Annotated in this window: 21 protein-coding genes; 11 read left to right on the plus strand and 10 right to left on the minus strand. The window is 61.5% G+C overall.

What is annotated here, in order from left to right:
* Nucleotides 1-156: 156 nt before the first annotated feature.
* The 5 genes from M0D69_RS36085 to M0D69_RS36105 all read right to left on the minus strand — a co-directional run bounded on the left by M0D69_RS36085 (nt 157) and on the right by M0D69_RS36105 (nt 4,791).
* A complete protein-coding gene (locus M0D69_RS36085; RefSeq protein WP_301786611.1) occupies nt 157-1,218 on the minus strand; it encodes an ABC transporter substrate-binding protein in 1,062 nt (353 codons plus the stop codon).
* Nucleotides 1,219-1,267: 49 nt separating this feature from the next.
* Complete coding sequence (locus M0D69_RS36090) at nt 1,268-2,107, minus strand: ABC transporter ATP-binding protein (protein ID WP_301786612.1); 840 nt, start codon at nt 2,105-2,107, stop codon at nt 1,268-1,270.
* Nucleotides 2,101-3,189 carry an ABC transporter permease gene (locus M0D69_RS36095; protein ID WP_301786613.1) on the minus strand — a complete coding sequence of 363 codons (1,089 nt, stop codon included), beginning with the start codon at nt 3,187-3,189 and terminating at the stop codon, nt 2,101-2,103. The genes M0D69_RS36090 and M0D69_RS36095 overlap by 7 nt, the downstream gene beginning before the upstream one ends.
* 164 nt (nt 3,190-3,353) lie before the next feature.
* Nucleotides 3,354-4,340, minus strand: a complete 987-nt coding sequence (locus M0D69_RS36100) for an NAD(P)/FAD-dependent oxidoreductase (protein ID WP_301786614.1) — start codon at nt 4,338-4,340, stop codon at nt 3,354-3,356.
* Nucleotides 4,297-4,791 (minus strand): FAD/NAD(P)-binding protein, encoded by a 495-nt coding sequence (locus tag M0D69_RS36105; RefSeq protein WP_301786615.1) that lies wholly within the window; start codon nt 4,789-4,791, stop codon nt 4,297-4,299. Before M0D69_RS36105 ends, M0D69_RS36100 begins: the two co-directional genes overlap by 44 nt.
* 273 nt (nt 4,792-5,064) lie before the next feature.
* Here M0D69_RS36105 and M0D69_RS36110 point away from each other — a divergent pair, with 273 nt between their 5' ends.
* Nucleotides 5,065-6,255, plus strand: coding sequence for a porin (locus M0D69_RS36110; protein WP_301786616.1), 1,191 nt, complete (start codon nt 5,065-5,067; stop codon nt 6,253-6,255).
* 46 nt (nt 6,256-6,301) lie between these two features.
* On the opposite strand, the gene M0D69_RS36115 is transcribed toward M0D69_RS36110, so the two are convergent.
* Genes M0D69_RS36115 through M0D69_RS36135 form a run of 5 tightly spaced genes read right to left on the minus strand, consistent with a single transcriptional unit; the run spans nt 6,302 to nt 11,514 of the window.
* The gene (locus tag M0D69_RS36115; protein WP_301786617.1) at nt 6,302-7,123 is read right to left on the minus strand and encodes a transporter substrate-binding domain-containing protein; all 822 of its coding nucleotides are present in this window, start codon (nt 7,121-7,123) and stop codon (nt 6,302-6,304) included.
* A complete protein-coding gene (locus M0D69_RS36120; RefSeq protein ID WP_301786618.1) occupies nt 7,120-8,757 on the minus strand; it encodes a rhodanese-like domain-containing protein in 1,638 nt (545 codons plus the stop codon). Before M0D69_RS36120 ends, M0D69_RS36115 begins: the two co-directional genes overlap by 4 nt.
* A gap of 33 nt (nt 8,758-8,790) precedes the next feature.
* Entirely contained in the window at nt 8,791-9,978 is a 1,188-nt protein-coding gene (metC, locus tag M0D69_RS36125) for a cystathionine beta-lyase (RefSeq protein WP_301786619.1), read from the minus strand.
* On the minus strand, nt 9,978-10,598 hold the full coding sequence (locus M0D69_RS36130) for a cysteine dioxygenase family protein (RefSeq protein ID WP_301786620.1): 621 nt from the start codon (nt 10,596-10,598) through the stop codon (nt 9,978-9,980). Before M0D69_RS36130 ends, metC begins: the two co-directional genes overlap by 1 nt.
* Nucleotides 10,599-10,620: 22 nt before the next feature.
* The gene (locus tag M0D69_RS36135; RefSeq protein ID WP_301786621.1) at nt 10,621-11,514 is read right to left on the minus strand and encodes an amino acid ABC transporter ATP-binding protein; all 894 of its coding nucleotides are present in this window, start codon (nt 11,512-11,514) and stop codon (nt 10,621-10,623) included.
* A gap of 313 nt (nt 11,515-11,827) precedes the next feature.
* On the opposite strand from M0D69_RS36135, the gene M0D69_RS36140 reads away from it, so the two are divergent.
* The 10 genes from M0D69_RS36140 to M0D69_RS36185 all read left to right on the plus strand — a co-directional run bounded on the left by M0D69_RS36140 (nt 11,828) and on the right by M0D69_RS36185 (nt 20,546).
* Entirely contained in the window at nt 11,828-12,652 is an 825-nt protein-coding gene (locus M0D69_RS36140; RefSeq protein ID WP_301786622.1) for a transporter substrate-binding domain-containing protein, read from the plus strand.
* A gap of 1 nt (nt 12,653) precedes the next feature.
* Nucleotides 12,654-13,397, plus strand: coding sequence for an ABC transporter permease subunit (locus M0D69_RS36145; RefSeq protein WP_301786623.1), 744 nt, complete (start codon nt 12,654-12,656; stop codon nt 13,395-13,397).
* The gene (locus M0D69_RS36150; protein WP_301786624.1) at nt 13,387-14,193 is read left to right on the plus strand and encodes an amino acid ABC transporter permease; all 807 of its coding nucleotides are present in this window, start codon (nt 13,387-13,389) and stop codon (nt 14,191-14,193) included. The genes M0D69_RS36145 and M0D69_RS36150 overlap by 11 nt, the downstream gene beginning before the upstream one ends.
* 145 nt (nt 14,194-14,338) lie before the next feature.
* A complete protein-coding gene (gene tauA, locus M0D69_RS36155) occupies nt 14,339-15,358 on the plus strand; it encodes a taurine ABC transporter substrate-binding protein (protein ID WP_301786625.1) in 1,020 nt (339 codons plus the stop codon).
* Nucleotides 15,355-16,146, plus strand: a complete 792-nt coding sequence (locus M0D69_RS36160) for a taurine ABC transporter ATP-binding protein (protein WP_301786626.1) — start codon at nt 15,355-15,357, stop codon at nt 16,144-16,146. Before tauA ends, M0D69_RS36160 begins: the two co-directional genes overlap by 4 nt.
* Nucleotides 16,146-16,997, plus strand: coding sequence for an ABC transporter permease subunit (locus tag M0D69_RS36165; protein ID WP_301786627.1), 852 nt, complete (start codon nt 16,146-16,148; stop codon nt 16,995-16,997). Before M0D69_RS36160 ends, M0D69_RS36165 begins: the two co-directional genes overlap by 1 nt.
* Before the next feature lie 92 nt (nt 16,998-17,089).
* Nucleotides 17,090-17,368 carry a YlcI/YnfO family protein gene (locus tag M0D69_RS36170; RefSeq protein WP_301786628.1) on the plus strand — a complete coding sequence of 93 codons (279 nt, stop codon included), beginning with the start codon at nt 17,090-17,092 and terminating at the stop codon, nt 17,366-17,368.
* Nucleotides 17,365-17,673, plus strand: coding sequence for a type II toxin-antitoxin system RelE/ParE family toxin (locus M0D69_RS36175; protein ID WP_301786629.1), 309 nt, complete (start codon nt 17,365-17,367; stop codon nt 17,671-17,673). The genes M0D69_RS36170 and M0D69_RS36175 overlap by 4 nt, the downstream gene beginning before the upstream one ends.
* A 163-nt stretch (nt 17,674-17,836) precedes the next feature.
* Nucleotides 17,837-19,078: an MFS transporter gene (locus M0D69_RS36180; RefSeq protein ID WP_301786630.1), complete on the plus strand. Its 1,242-nt coding sequence runs from the start codon at nt 17,837-17,839 to the stop codon at nt 19,076-19,078.
* A 205-nt stretch (nt 19,079-19,283) separates the two neighbouring features.
* A complete protein-coding gene (locus M0D69_RS36185) occupies nt 19,284-20,546 on the plus strand; it encodes a hypothetical protein (RefSeq protein WP_301786631.1) in 1,263 nt (420 codons plus the stop codon).
* Nucleotides 20,547-20,554 lie beyond the last annotated feature (8 nt).

Genomic DNA, 20,554 nt, shown 5'->3' on the forward strand with positions numbered 1-20,554 from the left:
CCGGATGTCACAGGGTTAAACAAAAACCCGTTTACACAAAATCCGGGACACCCTCAACTCACGCAGACCACTAACGCCGAAAGCACCAACCCGGAACCACCCCCGACCACTAACCCCAAAACCCCACCAACCAGAACCCCAAGTGCGAACGAAAACCTAGACTAGTACATCCGAAAACACCCGGCTCGCGAAGCGGTTCGAATCCGTACTGCCGTTCAACACGCCCACGGTCTTCAGGTCATCTGCATAGAGAGCGATCTCCTTCCTGAATGCGTCCCCGGTCGGATGATGATGGTCCGTGTGGCTCTTGAGCATGGCCGTCAGTTGCCCCACGTCCGCTTGCGGTGCGTACTGCGCGAAGATAGTCGCCGCCTCCGCCGGATGGTTCGCCGTCCATTCCGTCGCGTCCAGCAAGGCCTGCGTTAACGCCTGTGCTGTTACGCGATCCTTCCTCACCAGCGTCCCGCGCACGCCGAGCACACAGCAGACGCGCGTCTGATATTCGCCGCAGAGGTTGTTCGATACCTCGTAGAGATGATCCGATTCACGCAGCATCCAGATAGTCGGATCACCATCCGCAATCGCGTGGACCTCACCCTTTTTCAAAGCCTCGCCCAGCAGGTTGACGGGATACTGGCGCCAGCGAACCTCGCTGTCCGGATCGATGCGAAGCTTCTTCAGTGTGATGGCGAAAAAGTTCTTGGTGGGGCTGGCCATGTCACTGACGCCCACTATCTTGCCGCGCAAACCGGGTAGATCGACGATCCCCGAGTTGCGCGTGGCGAGCAAACGCATGCAGCCGCCGTGAATGCCGGCGGTGAGCTTGACATCGAAGCCCTGTTCGAGCGGCTTGATCCAGCGCAGCGCCATTCCAACGCCTGCGTCCGACTTGCCCGTCGCAATGGCTTCGAGCAGTTGGTCCGTCGACCCGGCGAAGTTGATCAGCTCGACGTCCAGCCCACGCTTGGCGAAAAAACCTTGCTTAACGGCCACCGGCACGGGCGCCGTGCAGATCGCGCCTGCATTCCACGATAACTTCAGCTGTTTTAACCGACTATCGTCGGCACGGACAGGCAGTCCGGCAAGGCCGAACGATGCACCGCCAAGCGCTGCTGCGCCCGCAGTCCACGCGGCCTTGCGTAGCCACGCACGGCGCGAAGTGTTCTCCGGTGCAGCGGTTTTTTCGCCGGCGTCGGCATCAGCATCGGGACGATTCATTAAACATTCTCCACGGGTCGTTTGTTATTGATGTGATGGGTATAGCAACTCACGCGACCAAGCCAAGTAACGCAAGCACTTCGCGCCGCAGTTCAACCAGCTTCGGATCGTCACGATGGCGCGGATACGGCGCCTCATTGCGCACTTCCGCCGTAATGCGTGCCGGGCGCTCGCTGAAAACGATCACCCGGTTTGCGAGGAACAGCGCCTCTTCCACATCGTGTGTCACTAGCAGGACCGAGAAGCGCGCATCCAGCCACAACTTCACCAGCTCGCCCTGCATGCGCAGCCGCGTGAGGGAATCTAGCTTTCCGAACGGTTCATCAAGCACAAGCAACTCGGGATCGTTGACGAGCGCCCGCGCCAGCGCAACACGCTGCGCCATGCCACCGGACAACTGGTGCGGATAAGCCGCAGCGAAGTCGGTCAGGCCGACGAGTTGCAACGCGGCGTCGATACGTTGCTCGGCCGAACGCGCGCCTTCCGGAAGGGGCAACACCTGCCGGGCTTTGCTCCACGGAAACCGCTTGCGCTTTCGCTGCGCCTCGGGTCCCAGACCAACGTTGGCGCGTACCGTACGCCACGGATACAAGGTCGGGTCCTGGAACACAACAACCCGCGACGGGTCCGGCCCTCGTATGGCCACGCCGTTCGAGGACACCGTCCCAAGCGCGGGCGCATCGAGTCCAGCGACCAGTCGCAGCAGGGTCGACTTGCCGCAACCGCTCGGTCCGAGCAACGCGACGAATTCACCCGGGGCGACTGAGAAGCTGACGTCGTCGAGAACGGGGAGCGCGGCACCGTGCAGCGAAAACCGGTGGCTGACTTCGCTGACGTCGATACGTGCGCCTGCTGCCGCTGACTGTGCAAAACCCTGCGTACTTACCATTTCAACAATCCCTTTTGCCAGGCGAGCAACCGGTCCCGAAAGCGAAACAGCAGCGTGATCAGGCCGGAGCACATCAGCGCCATTACCAGCAACGCCGCGTACATGTTCGAATAAGCCGCCCATCCCTGGGCCCATTGCAGATACCAGCCAAGGCCCGCTTTCACCCCCATCATTTCCGCCACGATCAGCACGGAAAACGACGCGCCCAGTCCCATGAACAATCCGACAAACACGGACGGCAATGCCGCTGGTATTGCGACCTTCAGGATCAGGAAACCAGGCCGTGCGCCAAGCGTGCGGGCGATGTCGTAATACGTGCTGTTGACGCCCGCCACGCCCGACCACGTGAGCACTGCCACCGGGAAACCGGTAGCGAGCGCGATCAGGAACACACTGGCGCTGAAGCTAGATGGAAAGAAGAAGAACGCCAGCGGCAACCAGGCGGTGGCGGGCAAAGGACCGATCAGCCGCAACACCGGATGCAGCCAGTAACCCACTGCCCGTGACCAGCCGATGCCTACTCCCGTCACAAAGCCCGCCACGGCACCGATCACATAACCATAAGCAAGCAATCCAAACGAATGGACGACGCTAGAACCGAGGCGCGGGAAGTCGCCAAAAAAGACGGCGATCAATGCCTGCGGCGGAGCAAAAAACGGCCGCGGCAACCACTCGAGTTTCGCGGTGAGTACTTCCCACGCGCTCACGCCCACTGCGAGCGCAACGAGCCACGGCATGGCCGTGAGCCAGCGCTCGGCGCGTGACGGAGGTGCATCGGCTTGACGCGTCGGGAGACTCCTGCGCGCCGCCACGCCTATCACTAATGCAGTGACCCCTAGCGCCAGCTTGAGGACAAGAAAATAACCGGTGTAGGGCCACTCGTCCGCGTCGGGCCACCAGCGCGTAAGACCCGCGCTGGCGACCCACGCCAGCGCGGCTAGCCACGCTGGCAGCAAGCTCCGGGCTGCTTCGCGAGTGAACGTCGCGGCAACGCGAGCGACCTTCGCACGCACAGCCGCATGCGGCTGGAACGCGATGCCGGAGTGCCCGGAGGTCGGGTCGAAATGAGGAGTGCCGGACATGGATCGGAAGACCCTCGTTACGTTAAAAGACGCTCGATGTGCTCGCACCAGAGCACGGTTTTTCCACACTACAACAGTCAAGAATAACGACGCTTCGTCCTCTTAACAATTATCCGTTTTCGATATCTTTATGAGGCTACGTGCTTTATCGATCGCATGATTGTTCAGACGATGTCGACCTTCTCGCCCTGCCACAGCCTGTGCCCGTAGAGGGTGGCATCGAAGTCGGGAGGCACGTCTGCGTTCAGCCGCTGCTCGTGACGATCGAGATCGGCGAGGAAAAGGTCGCGGCTGATCCGGTTCACCACGGCCGGGATGTCGCGTTTCATACTCGGCACATCGCCCACCGGAACGCCGAAACTGACGAGACCCGCGGGGTTGTACACGTGAAGGTTGGCGAGATATGCAGCCGTTCCGGGCGTCTTTTCCAGATATTCGTGCGCGGTACCGAGATAAGGATGGGCGCCGAGATAATCGTCGCGCTCGTCGTCCGCCGGAACATAACGGTCACGCCACAGCAGGATATCTTTCGATACCGCCGAGAGTTCGGGACGCACAGCCGGATCGATAAGGTAACCGGTACCCGCAATCGCAAAGTCGAACTGGAACTGTTCGTCGCCGGCTCGCGCTGCAATACGCCCGCCCTCCGCGCTCGCGTGACTCCATGCCGTACCAAGATGCAGATGGAAGTTCGGATACTTGGTTACGCGCTCAACGGCATCGACCGGTGGCGTCGAGCCCGCTCGCCGGAAGCGCGCCGCCTGGCGCCAGCGCAAGGCATCCGGTAACTGAGGATAGTTGTCGTACGCGCCCGGATACGCGCGGGTACGCGTGATCGGCACGGCAGGAAGCGCGTTGCGGCGAACGAACAAATGCACCTGCGCGGCGCCCACTTCGAGCGCCGTAGCTGCCGAATCGAAGGCGGACGCCGCGCCGCCAATCACCGCCACCGCTTTGCCGCGTAGTGCGTTGAAATCGATGGCGTCGGCAGTATGCGCGTAGAGCGAGCGAGGCAGGTTTTCGTGCAATACAGCAGGTATTTGCGCTGCGCCGTTGCCCGTTACGCCATTGCACAAAATGACCTTGCGTGCAGTCTCGACGTGCTCCTCACCCGCCGTGTTCAGCAGGCGCAACCGAAAATGCGAGCCCACCGGTTCGATTCGCGTGAGACGCGTAGCGTAGCGGAATGTTCAGGAAGTGGTGATACCACTCGAGATACTCGGCCCATCGCGTGCGCGGAATCCGGTCGATATCCGCATAAGCCGCCGCGCCGAAACGCGCTTCGAACCAGACCTGGAAGCTCAAACCCGTCACGCTGAGTTCCGGTCCTGTCAGCGTTTTCGGCGTACGCAGCTTATTCATGCGTGCCCGGTTGAGCCAGACACCCGCACTTGCTTCGTCGGCCGCCGCATCGATCACTGACACCTTGCCGATACCCGCGCGCCGCAGCGCAAACGCGAACGCGGCGCCGGTCTGCCCGCCTCCCACGATCACGACGTTGTGGTCGATGCCTGCCCGGTCGGGCACCCAGTTATCCGGATCAGGACCTAGCAGGCGCAACGCGTCGAGCGCGTTGGTATCGGGATGGTGGGCGGTTGTCATTGCGCAGGTTCAATCGGCAAGTAAGAGATGGTTGAGATATTGGAAAGGGACACGCGCACTGGCAACCAAGCAATTCAACTTTGCTTAGACGATTTTTATCGAACGGCCGGGAATGCCGGGCTTACACCTCATTTTCAAATCACCGCCAGCGTGCATTACAAATCTAGATCATCTGTATTACGAAGTTTAAATTCATCGTTCAATCCGGCGTCGCGAAACTCTAATATCGGGGTCCGAAAATTCGTTAAAACCACCTGGAACAAGAGGACAACAATGAAACGAGTCGTACTCGCCGGCGCTACTGGCATGCTGGTTCTCGCCCCCGCACTTTCGCAGGCGCAAAGCTCGGTCACGCTGTACGGAATAGTCGATGCCGGGCTGACCTACACCAATAATCAGAAGGGTGCGAAGAACTTCCAGCAGACCAGCGGCAAGCTGAGCGGCAGCCGCTGGGGCCTCAAAGGCACCGAAGACCTGGGCGATGGCCTCAAGGCGGTCTTCACGCTGGAAAATGGTTTTCGTCCGAACGACGGCACGCTTGGACAAGGCGGGCGCGAGTTTGGCCGGCAAGCGTTCGTAGGCCTTACGAAGACGGGTATCGGCACAGTAACGCTTGGGCGCCAGTACGAACCGCTCGCGGATCTCGTGGCGCAATACGCGGGCTCGGGATTCTGGTCGCCGGCCACGCACGTGGGCGACAACGACAACCTGAATCAAACCTTCCGCATCAACAACGCGGTCAAGTTCCGCAGCGACCCTATAACAGGCTTTACCCTCGACACGTTGTACGCATTCAGCAATCAGGCGAACAACGGCTCAGGCCAGGGCTTCAGCAACAACCGCGCGTGGGGCGTGGCGGCGAACTACGTAGCAGGGCCGCTGTCGGCCGGCGCCGGTTATGTCGTACTGAATCATCCCAACGGCACGTCGAACACAAGCGGCGCAGTAGGCGGCGCGACCACCACCACCGGAGACGACTATAGCGGCGCGCTCTTCTACGGCCTCAATGGCGGCGTACAGCGCCAACAGATCGCGGTCGGCGGAGCGAACTACGTAATCGGCAAGGCCACGGCGGGCTTCGCCTTCAGCCATACGCAACTCGACTACAACGACGGTTCGTCGCGCAAGTTCAACAACTACGACGCCAACCTGCGTTATCTTGCAACGGGCGCGCTCACGCTGATCGGCGTGTACACGTTCACCGATGGCCGCGCCAACGGTCTGCCAGGAACGGGAGGCGCCACGCTCAAGCCGCGCTGGCATCAGTTCACGCTGGGCGTCGACTATGCGCTGTCGAAGCGTACCGAATTGTATCTCTCGGGTGTGTATCAGTTGGCTTCGGGCGATGCGTCTACCCGGGTGGGCAGCGGCTATAGCAAGATCGCCACGATTGCGGATGCGGGAACGGCTTCATCGACTAACCGGCAAGTCGCCATCTTCAGCGGTATCCGCGCAAAGTTCTAAGCACGGTCGAAGGGCCGGTCCTGCGGGACCGGCGATCCTCATTTCTTCACTTCGCCGAATACTCCCGATGCCACGCGAGCAGTTGCTGCGAGGGCGGCATGTGCCACTTGTTGCCTTCATCGATGAGAAAGCCGCTTCGGTGCCACTCCTTCACTATCTTGTCCAGCGCAGCAACGGTATCCGTTTCGCCCTTGCGCACCCAGATCACTGAGGGCGACGGAATCAGCTGATTGGGCATCGGCGACTCGTAGTCCTGCCACTCGCCCGAGGTATTGGCGAGCCGCGCCTGAATGCCCGGCGTCACGTGAACCGACGCCACGCAAGTCCCGCCGCGCAGCGCAAGCAACGCTTCTGGCATACCTTTGAAACCCTTGACCTGTGCACCGTATTGTTCGATCAACGGCCGCGTGTAGTTGCTTCCCTGAGAGACGCATACGGGTTTGCCGCGCAGATCGCTCCAGTCGTGAATGCCTGCTCCCTTGCGAACCATCGCCGAGCCGCCAATCTCCTCGAACGGCGTGGGCACATAGCTCAATATCTCGTCGCGCTCCTTGGTGTACTGCATGCTCGCGATCAGCGCATCGACCTTGCCCTGCTGCAGGAATTGCACGCGATTCGGCGGCGTGACTTCCACCGCTTCGAACTTCACACCGAGACGCCGGGCAAGGTCCTCCGCAAGTTCGACGTTGTAGCCGACCGGCTTGCGGGTCTGCGGATCGAGTGAACCGTAAGTGCCGTCGAGCACGACACCGACTGTCATCGTGCCGCGTGACTTGATGCGGTCGAGGGTGGCATCGGCGTGAGCAGCTTGCGAGAGTGCCAGCGCAATCAAGGTGAAACTCAAAGAGGCGGCAGTGCGGAATTTCATCGGCTGGAACGCTCAGGGGTGGGTGCGTCGATGCGGAAAACGGCGAGTTCGTCCGGCGCACACTGCGCGATCAGACCGGTCTCCCAGTCGAGATAGCGGCGCGCGGCGTCGAGGTTGCCATCGTGGCGGTCGTGGACGAAAAACAGGTAGTCGATACGCGCTGCATCGGCGGGAAGATCGGGCGTCGATGCCAGCGGCAAGCCCGCTTTTTTCCAGGTGTCGATGCCATTGGATGCGAGATAGAGCGAGGTGAAACCCAGCTCACGCAGGTCGATTGCCGCGATGCTTGCGACAGCCGGTTCGTCTGCGAATAACAGCAACGTGTGGCTTGGTTTGGCTTCGAGTGTGGCCAGTGTGTTCGCGAGCCGCGGACGAATCGACCAGTGCGCGCTGGCAGCATGTTCCCGCCTGTACGCGGCGCTCGGCCGTAAGTCGACCAAATGCACATGGCCCGTCGCGGCTTCGCGCAACGCGGTCACGCCGAGTTGCGGCAAGGACGACTGCGCCGGTGTGACTTGCCTGACAACGTGCAGTGCACTTGCATTGGCGGCATCGACCAGTGCGGTTTCAAAACCCAATTGCACCAGCCATGAAGCGACCACGGGTGCGCGCACGCCGTCGTAATCGACCAGCAATACGCGGGCACCCCGGACGCCGATGGTCTGGTCAGTTGCCTGCACCAGTTGTCCTCCCGGCGCGTGGGTAACGTTCGGCAGGCCGTCGCGGGCAAATTCCTCGGGCGTGCGGACATCGAGCAGAAAGGTCGTCCGGCGCGGATCGGCAAGCCATGCTTGCGCGGCCGCAGCGTCCAGTGTCTCAATACCGAAACGCGCAGCAAGCGTGGCCGCCCGCGACCGGGCATCGGCGACGGCCGCTTCGTCCAGCACCTCCGGATAACGACGCTCACTCCCGTGTTCGAGCGTGAGACCGGCGAGCGCCCAGCCTTGCGTGCCATTTTTCAGCGCAATGACCGGGTTCGGCACACCGAGATTGCGTAGCGTCTGTGCACCGATAATGCTGCGCGTGCGGCCCGCGCAATGAATCACGATCGGCGTGGCAGGATCCGCCACCAGCGTTCCAATCCGGTATGCGAGTTCTCCGTTCGGCACGGGAACCGCGCCGGGAATGGTCATCTTCCTGTGTTCATCGAGCGTGCGTCCATCGAACAACGCGTGCGTCTTTCCTTCTTCGATCAGAGCCGCAAGTTCTTCAGGTGACAGATGCGGCGTCCCCCAGGCGTGTTCAACCAACTCGCCGAAGGTCTTCGATGGAAGGTTCACCCCTTTAAACAGCGTATAACCGGCCGCCTGCCAGCCTATGGCGCCATCGCGCAGTACAGAGACGTTGGTATAGCCGAGGGCGTGCAGACGATGTCCTGCGAGTACTGCAACGCCTTCGTTTTCGGCCCGCGTGCCGTCGTCGAGCAGCACAATCCGCGTATCCGGTCTCGGCACGAGTCGCGGTGCATCTATTTCGAGCCGGCTGTAAGGCAGCGGGGTCGCAAAGAACGGATGCCCTTCACCAAACTGTCCCGCTTCGCGTACATCGAGCAAGGCGATTTCGGTTTCGTCGTTGAGCCAGGCACGGACGACGGAAGCATCGACGATAGACACGTCGTTTCGGATTGAGGTCATTGGAATAGGATCGCGATGAGAGGTGGCCAACGTTCAGGACAGCACGCTGCGAAATGCCTGGGCAAGGTCGAGGATGAGATCGTCCGCATCTTCCAGGCCGATATGCAGCCGGATCACGGCTTCCTGCCCCTGCCAGTAGGTATGGGACCGCAAGCGCCGCGGCGGTGCGATCAGCGCGAGGCTTTCATAACCGCCCCACGACGCACCGATGCTGAATAGCTGCAACGCGTCGACGAAAGCAGCGGCACGGCTGGTATCGGCATCGCGCAACGCGAACGAGACAAGTCCGTTCGCGCCGTGGAAATCGCGCGACCACAACGCGTGTCCGGGATCAGTGGCCAATGCCGGATGAAATACGCGCGTGACCGGGCGCACGCGTTGCAGATAGGACGCGACGGCAAACGCGCCGCGCGCATGTTGCGCGAGGCGTACGGGCAACGTACGGATACCGCGCAATGCGAGGTAAGCGTCGTCTGCGCTGATGCTCAGGCCCAGTGCGTCATGCGTCTCTTGCAAGCGCTGCCCGATTGCTGCATCGGCTGTGGATACCGCACCTTGCATCAGGTCAGAGTGACCGCCGAGATATTTGGTGACGGCCTGGACGGAGATATCGGCCCCTAGTGCCAGCGGCTGATAGAGCAAACCCGCGCCCCATGTGTTGTCGGCCGCGAGCAAGACACCTTGCTCATGCGCGAAGTCGGCCAGCGCGGGGAGATCGACGATCTCATATAAGAACGAACTCGGCGACTCTACATAGATCAACCGCGTGTTGGCCTGAAGCAGCTTATGCGGCAAACCATCCGCTGCGCTGAAGTAGCTGAAGGCAACGCCCAGGCGCGTAAGCAACGGTTCAATCCGTTCGCGCACGGGTCCATAAACGCCGTCGTGCACGAGCACATGATCGCCAGGCGACAACAAACCCATAAACACCAGCGAGATTGCCGACAGACCGGAAGGCGCGAGCAGGACATCGCGCGCACCTTCCAGCTCACCGATAGCCGCTTCCAGCGCCCGGTGCGTTTGCGTTCCATGCCGTCCGTAGGTGCTGACTGCCTCACCGGCCTCGCGCCGTTTATGCAGCGCTGCGTGGCTCGACGTGCTCTCGAAACGCACCGTGCTCGTGCGCTCGACCGGTACGTTGACAGGCGCTGAGCCATCGCTGAACAGGGGTGCGCCGGCACGTATCAGGCGCGTGGATTTGCGCAGCGGCGGCGGACTCATCAGCCGACCGCCTGGGTGCCGCGCTGCATGTGGGTCGCGTTGTAGCGCACTACACGCCCCGTGTCGATTTCGTAACCGAGGCGGCCCGAGAGCGTTTCGAGCGGCCGTCCATAGAGATGGAAATGCAACGTGGGTGCAGCGCCCGTCACGTGGATGCTGTGAATGTCGTCCGGCAAGAACGCGATCGGCGTACCCGGACGTACCACGACTTCACGCTCTATATCGAGCGTAGCGCGTTCGGGGTCCGTGCCGTCATCGGTACGCTTGTAGACCCGATTCAGTTCCTCGCCCTCGAGCGCCGCGATGACCGCCCACGTATCGTGGTTATGCGGAATGGTGGTCTTGCCGGGCAGCAGCGAGTTCAGATACAACGCGAAACCGTCCTCGCCGGGATTCAGTCGGTATCGCGTCGACGTATCGCCGCTACCTGCTTGCGGCGGCGGGAAATCTCCGGCGGAAAACAACGCGGCGTCGCGCGCAACGAGTCCTTGCAAGCGCTCACTGATTGCGTCGAGCGCAGCGCGCGTCACGCCCTCTTTGGCAACAATATCGCGTACATCGTCAAGCAAAGCGGTGACGGCGGCCTGGCGTTCGCCAAGTTGATTCGAAGTGACGGTCATGGTGGAATCGGTTAGTAAAGAATCAGGATGTGGCCAGAGCGAGCGCAGGGCTGCTTCGCGAGCGTTTGCGCGGTGCGCGCCGGTCATCGCCGCGTGCGCGTTGCAGGAACAGGCGCGTGCGTTCGTTCTCCGGTGCACCGAAAATCTGCGACGGCGCACCATGCTCGAGAATCACGCCGCCCTCCGTGAAAAACACTTCGTCGCTGACGTCCTCAGCAAAGCGCATTTCATGCGTAACCAGCACGCAGGTCTGGCCGTCGTCGACGAGTTCGCCAATCACCGTGAGCACTTCACCGACCGTTTCCGGGTCGAGCGCCGATGTCACTTCATCGAAGAGAATCAGGTCGGGACGCATGGCGAGTGTCCGGGCAATGGCGACGCGCTGCTGCTGGCCACCTGATAGTTCGCCGGGATACGCCTGGGCCTTGTCAGCCAGCCGCACCTTTGCCAGCAGCGCGTGTGCGTCGTGCTCGGCCTCGGCGCGGCTGCGGCCAAGCACGCTCATGGGCGCAATGGTCAGGTTGGCAAGCACGCTCAGGTGCGGGAACAGGTTGTACTGCTGGAACACAAAACCAATGCGTTTGCGCAACGCGATCTTCTGTGCGTCGGTGCGCTGCGCGCGGACATCGATTCCGTCGACCAGTACCTCGCCTTGTTGCGGAGCGACAAGACCGTTGATGACACGCAGCAAGGTCGATTTGCCCGAGCCCGATGGCCCGATGATGGAGACAGCTTCGCCGCGCCGCACACATAGATCGATGCCCTTGAGCACCGGCACCTCACCGTAAGAGAGGTGGACGTCGCGAAGCGAGACAAGCACGGGGTCCGTGTTCCCGGCCACACCCGGGCGTGTCAGCGCATGCGCGACCGGTGTCGTGTCCTGAAGCGGATCGAGCGCAAGTGCTAGTCGATTCATGCGGCCTCCCCAGGCGTTTTCAAGGGAGTTTTGTACGCACATTTCGAAAGAATCAACTCAGTCATCCGGGGTTCCTTCAAAAGCGCACGAAAGCATGCAGGAGCGGAGATTCTAAGAACCGCGCGCCTTTTCGATAACCAAGCATTCGTCGAATCGATAGCAGCCGGTTTGCTAAAGATGCGTCAAGCGCTTGGTGCGCTTTATTCCAACCTTATTCCACTCGTTCGATGATTTGCTTAGCAGATTCTCTTCCTTGGCAATGCGCTGGCGCTTACCTATTCTCAAATGCTCTTCTGCCGCTGTTCACCTCTCTATGACTCTGACGAACCTCCGCCGCCTGCTGACGGTCGCCGTGCTGGCCGCGCCCTTCACTGCGCACGCCGACACAACCCTCGACAAGATCAACTCCCGCCATGAAATCACGGTCGGCGTGATGATCGGCGGCAGTCCGTTCGGTTCGCTCGATCCCGCGACGCAACAACCCCGTGGCTTTAATGTCGATCTCGCCAACGAACTCGGCAAGCGCCTGGGCGCGAAGGTGCAACTGGTGTCCGTGTTGCCGTCCACGCGCGTCCAGTTCCTTCAACAGGGCAAGGTCGACATCCTGATTGCGAACATGGAGTACAACGCCCAGCGCGGGGAAATCCTGGATCATGTCGCCACGCCGTATTACCGCGTGGGCGGCACGGCAATCACGCTAAAAACCAGCGGCATTACGCGCTGGGAAGACCTGCGCGGCAAACCGGTGTGCATCTCGCAGGGCAGCAGCTATATCCGCCCGATAGTTGAGAGATACGGCGCGATCCCGCGGGCATTCCCAGGCTCGTCCCAGTCGCTGCTCGCGCTGCGCGGCGGGAGTTGCGTGGCTGCCGTTCATGACGCTGCACCGCTGCTTTATCCACTTTTGCAGAGCGATCCCGAGTGGCGCGACTACCGTACCCTGCAACCTGAAATAGAACCCGCGCCGTCGGTGATCTGGGTGCGTCAGGGCGAACACGATACGGCCACGAAACTCGACACGCTCGTCCGCGATCTGCATCGCAACGGCTGGTTCATTGCGACAGAAGCGAAGAACGGCCTCAATCCGCCCTCGCCCGCGCTCGCCGAGTGGCATCGGCAATTGCCGGCGGAGAACTGAGATGGACGCGCTGCTGCATGGCTTCATCACGGCGACAGCACGTCTCGGGCTCGACTATCGCTTCCTGCTTGACGACTACGAACGCGTACCGTTCGTGCAGGGTCTGGGCGTGAGCATCGAGATCATTGTTTCGACCATGACAGCCAGCGCCATTGCAGGACTCGTGCTGCTGCTCGCATTACGCGGCCGTAGCCAGCTGGTCGCCGGGCTGGCGCGCGGGTTCATTGAAGTCACCCGCAATACACCCACGCTGGTGCAGCTCTACTGCGCTTTTCTCGTTCTGAACATGCTGATCACGCAATGGCTGCGTGCTCGCGGTGCCGACAACCCGTTCAAGCCGTTCTTCTGGGTCGTGCTCGTCTTGTCGCTGCACAAGGCGGCATTTCACGCCGAAGCGTTGCGTGCCGGATTCGACGCACTGCCTTCGCAAACGCTCGAGGGCGCGGCTTCGCTCGGGTTCAGCCGGGCAACGCGTTTCTGGCGCATTGAACTGCCGCTCGCGCTGCGCGCGGCCCTCCCCGCGCTGGTCAACAACATGGTGGAACTGGTGAAGGCGTCGGCGGTGGCATCGGCAATCGCGGTCGGCGACGTCACCTACCAGTCCATCATGATCTGGACCCAACGCGACAACGTGCTCGCGTTGATGCTGCTGATTCTCGCGTTCTTCGGTGTGCTCACCTGGCTGGTCACGCTGGCCGGCCGCTGGCTCGAACGTCGTTACAGGATCCCCGGCTATGGCTACTGATTCCGCTGCCGCCGCAGGCAAGTTCGCTGTCACGCGTTTGCCGCCTGGTGTTTATGGTGTGCTCGGCGTGCTCGCGACGGGTGCGTTATTGTGGTCGCTTGCACCCGAAGCTGGCTCTCGCGGCGAGACGCTCGCGCGTTTTGTCGAATGGACGCCGGCATTGGCCCACGGCTTTGCGATGAATGTGCTCATCAGCATCGGCGCGATTTTCATAGGCACGGTGATCGGGCTGCTCGCGGGCGCACTCGCGATGTCGACATCTCTCGCAGGGCGGCTGGCGCGACTGTGGATCGTCGCGTTTCGCAATGCGCCGTGGCTCGTGCTGATTTACTTCACCACCTACGTTTTCCCCTTCGAGATCCACGCGTTCGGTGCCGCCGTACCGTTTCCCGACTGGCTGAAAGTGACACTTGGTCTCGCGCTGCCGGCCAGCGCAAACATCGCGGAAGTGTTCCGCGGCGCGGTAGCATCCATCCCGTCCGCGCAATGGGAAGCGGCGGCTTCACTGGCGTTTTCGCGCTGGCAGATCCTCGGGAAAATAGTCGTGCCGCAATGCGTGCGCCGCATGTTGCCGCCGTGGATGAACGTGTACGCCATCATCACCATGGGCACCGCGCTGTCTTCTCTGGTCGGCATCCACGATCTGCTCGACACCGCTCAGATCGCCAGCAGCACCGTCGCACGCAGCAGCTTTACAGTACTGACCTACGTCGCGACGCTGGTGATCTTCTTTGCCTACTGTTACCCGATTTCATGGCTTACACGCTCACTGGAGAAGCGCCTGAGAACGGCGTAGGCGTGAGCTCGACTGCTTCAAACGCCGCGTTTAAAGCAACGCTCCAGCCACGTCATTTGCAATGCACGAATGCTTCTAACCGCCTGAGCGCGGATTGCTTATAGTCGGAACCCTTTCACAAAACACACTTGAACCGGGGCTTCCGATGAAACGCTTCTTCTCCTCTTTGCGCGCGCCCGCCGGCGTCGCACTCCTCGCCGTGGCCGCAAGCGCCGCTCACGCACAGTCGCGTGAAGTCGTGATCGGTTACCAGGACATGGTCGTACCGTGGCGCTACGCGCAGGTGAGCGGCGCGGTCGAAAAAGCGACTGGCTACAAGGTGACTTATCGCAAGCTTGGCAGCGGTGCCGACGTGATCCGTGCGCTGGCATCCGGGTCGATTCAACTCGGCGAAGCCGGCTCCAGCCCGATCGCGGCCGGCCTCTCGCAAGGCGTGGACATCTCCTTGTTCTGGATCCTCGACAACATCAACGACGCCGAAGCGCTCGTTGCCCGCGACGGCTCGGGTGTGACGAAGCTAAGCGATCTCAAGGGCAAGAAGATCGGCTTGCCGTTCGTCTCGACCTCCCACTTCCATGCGCTCGTCGCGCTGGAACATGCCGGCGTCGATCCGTCGACGGTGAAGATCCTGAACCTGCGGCCACCCGAAGTGGCCGCGGCGTGGGAACGTGGCGATATCGACGCCACCTATATCTGGGACCCGGTGCTGGCGAAGGTCAAGAAGAACGGCAAGGTGCTGATCACATCGGGTGAAGTCGCGAAGGAAACCGGCAAGGCCACCTTCGACGGTTTCGCTGTCAGCCGTAAGTTTGCCCAGGATAACGGCGCGTTCGTGGCGGGCCTCGTCAAGGTGCTCGCCGCCACCGACGCGCAGTATCGCGACAACAAATCTGCATGGACAGCCGGGTCGAAGGAAGTCGAAGGCGTGGCGAAGGAATCGGGCGCGACTGCCGCGGACGTGCCCGCGAGCCTCGCGCTTTATGCCTTTCCGACGCTCGCAGAACAGGCCTCACCGGCCTGGCTTGGTGGCGGCGCTCAGTCGGGTGCGGCGAAATCGCTGGCAGCCACAGCAGCGTTCCTAAAAGCCCAGGGCACGATCCAGAACGTGCTGCCCGATTATTCGGTGGGCGTCGATCCACGCTTCATACAGCAAGCCTCGCGATGAGCACACTGGATATTCGCGGCCTCGGCGTGACCTATGAGGGCGCAACGACCGCCGCGCTGGAAGGCGTCGATTTGCAGATCGACAGCGGCGAGTTCGTCGTCGCACTCGGCGCCTCCGGATGCGGCAAGACGACGTTGCTGAACTGTCTCGCAGGCTTCATCGACCCGACGGCCGGCGAGGCGCGTCTGAACGATGAACCAATCGTCGGACCCGGCGCCGAACGCGGCGTCGTATTTCAGAAATATGCGCTGATGCCATGGCTCGATGTGATCGACAACGTCGCGCTCGGACTTCGTTTCCAGGGTGTCGCGCGAGCAAGGCGTCGTGAGATCGCGCGCGAAACACTGGCTTTGGTGGGACTGGAAAAGCACGCCAACGCGCGGGTCTATGCGCTTTCGGGAGGCATGCAGCAGCGCGTGGGTATCGCGCGGGCGCTCGCGAGCGATCCACAGGTTCTGCTGATGGATGAACCGATGGGCGCACTGGACGCACTCACTCGCGAGACCATGCAGGAACTCGTACTCGATGTCTGGGGCAGGACCCGCAAGACCATCTTCTTCATCACGCATAGCGTGGAAGAAGCGTTGTTCCTCGCGACGCGGCTGGTCCTGATGACGCCCGGCCCTGGCCGGATTGCGGAAAGCCACGCGTTGCCGTTCGCGCGGCAGTTTCTCGAATCGCGCGATGCGCGGGCGGTGAAGTCATCGCCTGCGTTTATCGAATGGCGCGAGCGGCTCGTCCGGCGACTGCATGGCGGATCACACGCTGCGCGGCAGGAGGTGCTTTGATGAGTTCGATCGACTCGCTGCCGTCCGCTGCTGCCGTGTCTCAACCCAAGCGTCGTCGCAAACCGCGGCGCGGACTGCCGGGTGAAGGTCCTACCGTTGCGTTGAGCGTAGTGTCGGTGGCAACGATCGCCGCGCTATGGTGGGCGGCGACATTTTTCCATTGGGTGCCACCGCTATTTCTGCCCTCGCCGCAAGCGGTGTGGAGCGCGTTCATCGACGCACGGAATGGCCGTATTCAAGGTGGTCTGCCGCTGTCCGAACATTTTCTGTGGAGCGCCATTCGCGTGTTTGGCGCGTTCGCCCTGGCAAGCTTGACGGCTGTGCCCGTCGGCATCCTGATGGGGGTAAGCCGGATCGCGCGTGGCCTGCTTGATCCGCCGCTGGAATTTTATCGGCCGCTGCCGCCGCTCGCGTATTTACCGCTGGTCGTGATCTGGTTCGGTATCGATGAAACCGCGAAGCTGATTGTGATCTATCTCGCGTGCTTCGCGCCTATCGCGATGGCGGCAAGGGCAGGCGCCCGGAGCGCTACCGCGGAGCAGGTCAACGCCGCGTATTCGCTGGGCGGGAGCTTCGCGCAGGTCGTGCGTTTCGTCGTGATGCCGGCCGCGTTGCCCGAGATCCTGACCGGCTTGCGGATCGCTATCGGCTTTGGCTGGACCACGCTGGTCGCGGCCGAAATGGTGGCGGCGACGGCGGGACTCGGGCAGATGGTGCTGAACGCATCGAGCTTCTTGCGCACCGACGTCGTGGTGATGGGGATTGTGTTGATCGGTTTGATCGCGTGGACCTTCGATCTTGGTATGCGTGCGGTGGAGCGACGGTTGGTGCCTTGGCGCGGGAAGATTTGAGAAGCGTTTATTTTGTGAAAATCAGGTTGCCTTGCGCTCAACCCGGAAAAGCACGACCATGCATAGCAATTGCGATGCATGGAGCGTGAATCATGAAAACAGCTACTTTCCCGTCGGTGCGGGTCGAGCCAGAATTGCGCGAGGCTGCCGAAAGCGTCATGCAGAAAGGTGAGAGCCTCTCCGCTTTCGTCGAACAGGCGATCCGCGAGAATATCTTGCGCCGCCAGCATCATAGCGAGTTCGTTGCTCGAGGACTTGCGTCTCGTGACGACGCGAAGCGCGGCGGCGACTACATCTCGGCTGACGAAATGCTTTCTCGCTTGAGCAAGCGGCTCGACGCCGCGAAAGCGCGGAGCAAGACGCACAGATGACGTTCGAAATATGCTTTACCGGCAGTGCGGCAGACGATCTCGAACAACTTGACGACTTCATCCTCACACGCGATACCGTAGACGTGTCGCTCGCCGAGCGCGCTCTTAAGGCTGTGTACGAGGGCATCGGCACTCTTCGCACCTCACCCTTTACCTGTCGAAAGGCTCAGTCGAACCTACCCTTTCTACGGGAACTCATTATCCCTTTTGGCCGATCCGGATATGTCGCGCCGTTCGAAATAGACGATAGCGACACGGTGACAGTTCTAGCCGTGCGACATCAATTGGAAGACGACTATCACTAAGGCTTATTCTCGAAATGATTGATGCGAAGAACGCGCCGAAGCTTGAAGAATTCATAGCAAGACCGTTAGCGACACGTGGCTGAACGTAAGCGCAAGATCCGGGGCGCACCACACGGCCCCACGCACGATGATGACCGGGACACCTCCCAAGGAGCCCCGAGTCATGCACCCCTCTTCAAATCAGCGCGTCACCCTCCCACCGGCATTCCGCCGTCTGGCCTGGTCGAATCTGCTGGCGCAATCCGCCGAGCAAATCAGTCTCGCTGCCGCGCCGCTCGTTGCAGTGTTCGTGCTGGGCGCAAACGCCGCGCAAACCGGCCTGTTGCAAACCGCTCAGACCTTGCCGTTCCTGCTGCTCTCACTGCCGATGGGTGTCTATGCCGATCGCCACTCGCGACGCGGACTGATGGCAAGCTCGGAAGCCGTTCGCGTATTGGCAATGATCGCGATCCTCGTGCTCATCGAAGCCCATCTGCTCACGTTGCCGTCGCTTGCCGTCTGCGGTTTCATCGGCGCGGCGGGCACGGTCGCTTACAGCGTCGCAGCACCGTCGCTCGTTCCTTCACTGGTGCCTCGCGCCGCGCTACCCGCGGCGAACGGCCGTATCGAGCTGGCAAGAAGCGTTGCGTATTCCGCTGGGCCTGCGATCGGCGGGGTGATAGTCGGGTCCGTGGGCGCGGGTTGGGCGTACGCGCTGGCGACCATCCTGTCGGCCTTCGCCGTCGCGCTGCTGCGCGCGTTGCCGGTCTCGGCGCATCTACCCAGGACCGGCCGGCATTTCCTCGCCGAGGTGCGCGAGGGGGCCGCCTTTGTATTTCGCGACCCGTTGCTTCGCCCCATTCTTCTGACCGCGGTTTTCTTCAACCTCGGCTATTTCGTCTTGCAGGCGGTCTACGTGGCCTACGCCGAGCATCATCTGCACATGTCGTCGGCTGTGATCGGCGTAAGTCTGGCGGCCTATGGCGCGGGCATGGTGGCCGGTGCGCTGGCGGGACCAGAAGTGTCTCGGCGAATCTGCTTCGGCCGGACACTCGTGATCGGTCCGCTATGCGGCCTCCTGGCCTCGGTGCTGATGAGCGCAACACTATTCTTTCCCCACGTATGGATGGTTTGCATGAGCTTCTTCTTGCTCGGCGCCGGGCCGATACTGTGGACGATCGGATCAACGACGCTGCGCCAGGCGATCACGCCCCACACCATGCTCGGCAGAGTGTCGGCCATCATGAGCACCGCAACCTATGGCGCGCGTCCCGTTGGCGCGTTGCTTGGCGCAGCCCTCGCGACGCAGGCCGGCGTGAGCGCGTGCCTGCTGATGTCGACCGTGGCTTTTGCCGTCCAGTTAGCGGTTATTGTCATCTCTCCGGTCACGCAACTTGCGGCGGTGCCTGAAGCTGCGGCGTCTTGATCGAGAATCACGCTTGGTAATTCACGCGACGCAAACGTTTGACAGGTGCCTCATCGCGGCAAAGCCTGATTGCCCTGCCACGACATCGGGCATTGCTGCTTACGGAATCAAGCGGCCGTTCAGGTTCGTTATCCATTAACATCTAGTCTCCATTGTCATACTTCGTCCCGACTGCTTTCGAGACTGCTCTCCCACCGATCATTCGATGAACCATCCAGGACGCTCGCGACGCCGTTTGCTCATCAACGCCGCCCTCTTCGGCGCGGCAGGCATTACTGGACGCCTGGCGTCTGCCGCGCGTGAGATTCCATCGCTCCCGCGCGAAGCCCTCAAGCTGGAGCCGCCGGTCATTACGCCCATGATGTTCGGCGCCAAAGCCGACGGCAAGAGCGACGACGCCAAGGCGTTCAACGACATGTACGCCTACATGCGCAGCACGACTAGTCGCACCGTATTTCTCCGCGGTCGTCGATACTGTGCGAACGGCAGCATCTATGCATGCGACGTCTCGACCATCGGCGAGGGCGCAACGCTGATCAGTAGCGTGAACGGTGACGGCACCAGTTGCGCTTTCGAATGGGGCGGCTCGGATACATTCGTGACCGGCCTCGTCTTCGATCTGTCCAACCACGGAAAGACTACGATGCACGGTATTCTCAACGCGCGCGACAACGCCTTCAATCAGCGCTTCTTTGGCAATCGAGTCATGGCGCGCACGACGGAACCGTCAAAGCTGCAGTCGAACATCTTCGGGCTGTGGGTCCTCGGCACGGGTCTCAACGGCCTTTACGTGCTGGACAATCAGTTCGAGCAGTGCTCATACGGCGTCCAGGTCAACAACCAGGACGGGTTGGAAAAGAGCGTCCGCAAGAAACCGCTCGGAGAGCCTTCGCAACACATTCACATCCGTGGCAACACGTGTATCGATGCAACGATCGGCGTGAATACGCCGCACATCATGTGCTCGAACGTGGTGATAGAAGGCAACACAATCACGCCGCAACACCTGCATCTCGATCTGCCGCTCAACGTGGCACATGTAACAGAACTGGTGGTGTACGGGAATACGGTGACGTCGAATACGGCGAGCGCGAATGGGACACTTCATATTGAGGACGCCAGCGGCGCGGTGACGGTAAGCGCGAACGTCATAACTGCGCTCGCCGCCAACAACGGCATTCAGTTCGGCGTCGATCCGAGCGTGAGCCACGACGCACGGCCCGCCATGCGCGCCGTCATCATGGCCAATCATGTGCAGGGATCGATTACGCATGGCGAGACGGTCGGCATTTTGCTGCCGGACCCCGGCACCACCAACACCACGGTCACGGGTAACTATGTGGCAGGCTTCGCGCAGGGTATCAATGCGGTGGCAACATCTACCGTATTCGGCAACACGATCGCAAACTGCCCCGCTCCATTGCGCCTGTCGAAGGACAGTGCAGCGGCTCAGAACGTAGTCAAGTGATCAGCAGG

The sequence above is a fragment of the Caballeronia sp. SEWSISQ10-4 2 genome (assembly GCF_030464885.1).
Taxonomy (GTDB): domain Bacteria; phylum Pseudomonadota; class Gammaproteobacteria; order Burkholderiales; family Burkholderiaceae; genus Caballeronia.

Bases quoted from the DNA above. Each gene is read 5' to 3' on its own strand.
- metC (WP_301786619.1), bottom strand. From the start codon at position 9,978: ATGAGTCCGCCGCCGCTGCGCAAATCCACGCGCCTGATACGTGCCGGC.
- M0D69_RS36115 (WP_301786617.1), bottom strand. From the start codon at position 7,123: ATGAAATTCCGCACTGCCGCCTCTTTGAGTTTCACCTTGATTGCGCTG.
- M0D69_RS36090 (WP_301786612.1), bottom strand. From the start codon at position 2,107: ATGGTAAGTACGCAGGGTTTTGCACAGTCAGCGGCAGCAGGCGCACGT.
- M0D69_RS36175 (WP_301786629.1), top strand. From the start codon at position 17,365: ATGACGTTCGAAATATGCTTTACCGGCAGTGCGGCAGACGATCTCGAA.
- M0D69_RS36170 (WP_301786628.1), top strand. From the start codon at position 17,090: ATGAAAACAGCTACTTTCCCGTCGGTGCGGGTCGAGCCAGAATTGCGC.
- M0D69_RS36095 (WP_301786613.1), bottom strand. From the start codon at position 3,189: ATGTCCGGCACTCCTCATTTCGACCCGACCTCCGGGCACTCCGGCATC.
- tauA (WP_301786625.1), top strand. From the start codon at position 14,339: ATGAAACGCTTCTTCTCCTCTTTGCGCGCGCCCGCCGGCGTCGCACTC.
- M0D69_RS36145 (WP_301786623.1), top strand. From the start codon at position 12,654: ATGGACGCGCTGCTGCATGGCTTCATCACGGCGACAGCACGTCTCGGG.
- M0D69_RS36150 (WP_301786624.1), top strand. From the start codon at position 13,387: ATGGCTACTGATTCCGCTGCCGCCGCAGGCAAGTTCGCTGTCACGCGT.
- M0D69_RS36160 (WP_301786626.1), top strand. From the start codon at position 15,355: ATGAGCACACTGGATATTCGCGGCCTCGGCGTGACCTATGAGGGCGCA.
- M0D69_RS36110 (WP_301786616.1), top strand. From the start codon at position 5,065: ATGAAACGAGTCGTACTCGCCGGCGCTACTGGCATGCTGGTTCTCGCC.
- M0D69_RS36130 (WP_301786620.1), bottom strand. From the start codon at position 10,598: ATGACCGTCACTTCGAATCAACTTGGCGAACGCCAGGCCGCCGTCACC.
- M0D69_RS36105 (WP_301786615.1), bottom strand. From the start codon at position 4,791: ATGACAACCGCCCACCATCCCGATACCAACGCGCTCGACGCGTTGCGC.
- M0D69_RS36120 (WP_301786618.1), bottom strand. From the start codon at position 8,757: ATGACCTCAATCCGAAACGACGTGTCTATCGTCGATGCTTCCGTCGTC.
- M0D69_RS36165 (WP_301786627.1), top strand. From the start codon at position 16,146: ATGAGTTCGATCGACTCGCTGCCGTCCGCTGCTGCCGTGTCTCAACCC.
- M0D69_RS36085 (WP_301786611.1), bottom strand. From the start codon at position 1,218: ATGAATCGTCCCGATGCTGATGCCGACGCCGGCGAAAAAACCGCTGCA.
- M0D69_RS36185 (WP_301786631.1), top strand. From the start codon at position 19,284: ATGAACCATCCAGGACGCTCGCGACGCCGTTTGCTCATCAACGCCGCC.
- M0D69_RS36135 (WP_301786621.1), bottom strand. From the start codon at position 11,514: ATGAATCGACTAGCACTTGCGCTCGATCCGCTTCAGGACACGACACCG.
- M0D69_RS36180 (WP_301786630.1), top strand. From the start codon at position 17,837: ATGCACCCCTCTTCAAATCAGCGCGTCACCCTCCCACCGGCATTCCGC.
- M0D69_RS36140 (WP_301786622.1), top strand. From the start codon at position 11,828: ATGACTCTGACGAACCTCCGCCGCCTGCTGACGGTCGCCGTGCTGGCC.